Origin of the sequence: uncultured Senegalimassilia sp. (assembly GCF_934632265.1) — a bacterium.
In the GTDB taxonomy this organism is placed as follows: domain Bacteria; phylum Actinomycetota; class Coriobacteriia; order Coriobacteriales; family Eggerthellaceae; genus Senegalimassilia.
Genome location: NZ_CAKTYH010000179.1, coordinates 1 through 2,619, shown reverse-complemented (window position 1 = coordinate 2,619; position 2,619 = coordinate 1). Strand labels below are relative to the sequence as shown.

Sequence of the window (2,619 nt, the reverse complement as noted above, 5' to 3'; positions counted from 1 at the left end):
CAGCTGCTCGAGCCGTTCCGCCGGCAAGCCGGCCTTTCGGCGGCGCAGCTTGATGCGCTCTCGCCCCTAGCCGTTCTCGGCAGGGGTTATGCCATCGCCCGCGACGGCGATGGGGGCGTGGTCAGGTCGGTCGAGCAGGCGAAGGCGGGCCAGCCGCTTGATGTGACGGTATCGGATGGCGTTATCGAATGCAGCGTGTCGGGGGTCCGGCGCGCCGGCGCGGACGACCTTGCGTGAAAGGAAGCATGAAATGGGCAATGAAGCTTTGAAGCCGGTTGAGGATCTGACGTTTCGCGAGGCCATGGCCGAGCTGGACGGCATCGTCGGCGTGCTTGAATCCAATACGCTCGAGCTAGAGGATAGCCTTGCCAGCTACGAGCGCGGGGTTGCGCTGCTGCGCGCCTTGCAGGGCCGCCTGGCAACGGCGCAGCAGAAGGTCGACGTGCTTATGGGCCAGCTGGAGCCGGAGGTATCGGACGAGCAGCGCGATACCACGCTTTCGTAGCGCCGCTTGCCGACAGAGTGCCGCGCGGGCGCCGCTTGCGGCGACGCACGCCCTGTTTTGCATCTACAATGAGGGCTCGAAATCTTTTGTGTAAGGAGGCAGGCCGTTGAACGTTTTGGTTATCAATGCGGGTTCATCTTCGCTGAAGTACCAGCTTATCAATGTTGAAACGCATACGCTCATGGCCAAGGGCATTTGCGAGCGCGTCGGTTCGGCCGAGGCGTTCCACAAGCACGGTCTTGACGATAACGAAGTGGTCATCGACGCGAAGATGGCGGATCATGACGACGCTATGGCGCTCGTGCTGGAATCCCTGGTCTCGGGCGAGGGCGCCGCTATCGCTTCGCTTTCCGAGATCGATGCGGTCGGTCACCGCATCGTGCAGGGCGGCAAGTACTTCGATCGCTCCGTGCTCATCGATGACGACGTCATCGCGAAGATCGACGAGCTTGCCGAGCTGGCGCCTTTGCACAACGGTGCCGCGCTCATGGGCATCCATGCGTGCATGAAGCACATGCCGGGCATCCCCATGGTGGCCGTGTTCGACACCTCGTTTTTCACCATGTTGCCGCCGAAAGCGTACATGTACCCGCTCCCTTACGAGCTGTACGAGAAGTATGCCATCCGCAAATATGGCGCTCATGGCACCTCGCATCGCTACATCTCCGAGCGCGCCGCTGCGGTGCTCGACGAGCCCCTCGAGGACCTCAAGCTCATCACGCTGCACTTGGGCAACGGCTGCTCGGCTTCGGCCATCGACCATGGCGTGGCCGTGGACACCTCCATGGGCCTCACCCCGCTCGACGGCCTGATGATGGGTACGCGTTGCGGCGCCATCGACCCGGCCATCGTGCCGTTCGTCATGGAGCACGAGAACCTCACTGCCGAGGAAATGAACAACCTCATGAACAAGCAGTCCGGCTTGCTCGGCATCTCCGGCGTGTCCAACGACCTGCGCAGCGTGCGCACCGCCTCCGAAGAGGGCAACGAGCGCGCCATGCTGGCCTACGACATGTTCTCCAACTCGGTGAAGAAGTACATCGGGCAGTACATCGCCGTCATGGGCGGCGTTGATGCCATCGTCTTGACCGCCGGCGTCGGCGAGAACTGCGACAAGATGCGCCGCATGATCTTCTCCGGCCTGCAGCCTTTGGGCATCGTGCTCGACGAGGAGAAGAACCGCCATCGCGGCTTCGAGCGCATCATCTCCACTGACGATTCCGCAGTGCAGATCATCATCATCCCCACCAACGAGGAGTACATGATCGCGCGCGACACCTACGAGATCGTGCACGACCAGATGGTCGGCATCCAGCCGTAAGACGCCTGGATATCCGCGCAACAGCAATGCCCTGCATACTCTGCAGTGTCGAAAAGCCCTCGTCAGAGGGCTTTTCTTTTGATTAAATCGTTGTGCTTCTCCGCGCATCAGACAAGAAAGCCCTGCTTCCTTAATATCGTGATCGGTTCGGGAAGCAGGGCGTTTCGGTTTGGGGTGTTAGGCTCCGATCGTCCGAGCGTCTTCGCGCCGGTGCGGGTTACTGGGCGTCGGCGGCCTTCTTCGCCTGGGCCTGCACGCACGTGATGGCGATGACGCCCTCGATATCGTGGGCGGTGCAGCCGCGGGACAGGTCGTTGACCGGTGCCGCGATGCCCTGGGTGACCGGGCCGAAGGCCTCGGCATGCGCCAGGCGCTGCACGAGCTTGTAGCCGATGTTGCCCGCATCAAGGTCGGGGAAGATCAGGCAGTTCGCCTTGCCGGCCACCTTGCTATCGGGGGCCTTCGAAGCGCCCACGGAGGGCACCATGGCGGCATCGGCCTGCAGCTCGCCGTCGAGCGCCAGCTCAGGTGCCAGCTCGCGGGCGATTGCGGCAGCCTCGACCACCTTGTTCGCGTCGTCGTTTTTGGCGGAGCCGTAGGTGGAGTGGGAAAGCATTGCCACCACGGGCTCGGTGCCCATGAGGGTTTTCCAGGACTGCGCGGAGTTCACGGCGATGTGCGCGAGCTTCTCGGCGTCGGGCTGGATCTCCAGGCCGCAGTCGCTGAACAGGAAGGTGCCGTTTTGGCCGTACTCGCAGTTGGGGACCACCATGATGAAGAAGCTGCTGACCAG

General features: G+C 62.6%; 4 protein-coding genes. 3 read left to right on the top strand and 1 reads right to left on the bottom strand.

Features of this window, described 5'->3' with window-relative positions:
- From Q0H50_RS09210 to Q0H50_RS09200, 3 genes are all read left to right on the top strand, one after another.
- Positions 1–237 (top strand): exodeoxyribonuclease VII large subunit (locus tag Q0H50_RS09210; RefSeq protein ID WP_294421664.1); only part of this gene is annotated, 237 nt, incomplete at its 5' end.
- Between the two features lie 13 nt (positions 238–250).
- Complete coding sequence (gene xseB / locus Q0H50_RS09205; RefSeq protein WP_118349186.1) at positions 251–505, top strand: exodeoxyribonuclease VII small subunit; 255 nt, start codon at positions 251–253, stop codon at positions 503–505.
- A gap of 106 nt (positions 506–611) precedes the next feature.
- The gene (locus tag Q0H50_RS09200; RefSeq protein ID WP_294421663.1) at positions 612–1,826 is read left to right on the top strand and encodes an acetate kinase; all 1,215 of its coding nucleotides are present in this window, start codon (positions 612–614) and stop codon (positions 1,824–1,826) included.
- Positions 1,827–2,043: 217 nt separating this feature from the next.
- Here the strand turns inward: Q0H50_RS09200 and Q0H50_RS09195 are convergent.
- Positions 2,044–2,619 (bottom strand): phosphate acyltransferase (locus Q0H50_RS09195; protein WP_294421662.1); only part of this gene is annotated, 576 nt, incomplete at its 5' end.